Annotated in this window: 2 tRNA genes and 1 rRNA gene; all 3 read left to right on the forward strand. The window is 41.1% G+C overall.

Annotation, left to right across the window (positions count from 1 at the left end):
* The first annotated feature begins 74 nt into the window (after nt 1–74).
* Nucleotides 75–159: transfer RNA gene (locus DW006_RS11535), tRNA-Ser, on the forward strand.
* 49 nt (nt 160–208) lie between these two features.
* Nucleotides 209–297, forward strand: a tRNA-Ser gene (locus tag DW006_RS11540).
* Between the two features lie 250 nt (nt 298–547).
* Nucleotides 548–638: ribosomal RNA gene (locus DW006_RS12190) — 16S ribosomal RNA — on the forward strand; the annotation flags it as partial.

Genomic DNA, 638 nt, shown 5'->3' on the forward strand with positions numbered 1-638 from the left:
AAATGACAAAAAAAGTGTTGACAGATAAAGAAGCATTTGATATTATAGTCAAGCACGTTGAAAAACGGGCGTACGGAGAGGTGTCCGAGTGGTTTATGGTGCCGGTCTTGAAAACCGGTGTGGTTAGTCCCACCGTGGGTTCGAATCCCACCTTCTCCGCTGTAGAGAAAACTACACATGTTAAGAAGACATACGAATACAACTGCTTGGAGAAGTACCCAAGTGGCTGAAGGGGCTCCCCTGGAAAGGGAGTAGGTCGTTAATAGCGGCGCGAGGGTTCAAATCCCTCCTTCTCCGTTTGAAACTACTCCAAAGACTTTTTTTGAAAAAGGTTAAAAAAGTTGTTGACAAACATAAATAAGTATGTTAAATTAATATGGCTGTTGAAAAAACAGCAAACAAGAACATTGATAATTGAACAGCAACCATCCCTGAAAATTCAAAATAAATTTTCAGAGCGAACATTGTTAAATGAGTAATCATTAACGATTTCCAAAACAAACAGTAATGGATGAATGGCTAACGTCATTCTGACAGAACAAACACTTTTAACGAGAGTTTGATCCTGGCTCAGGATGAACGCTGGCGGCGTGCTTAATACATGCAAGTCGAACGAAGCACCTCTCCCGAAGATAGAC

The organism is Eubacterium sp. AF36-5BH (assembly GCF_003460505.1).
GTDB lineage: Bacteria > Bacillota > Clostridia > Lachnospirales > Lachnospiraceae > Eubacterium_G.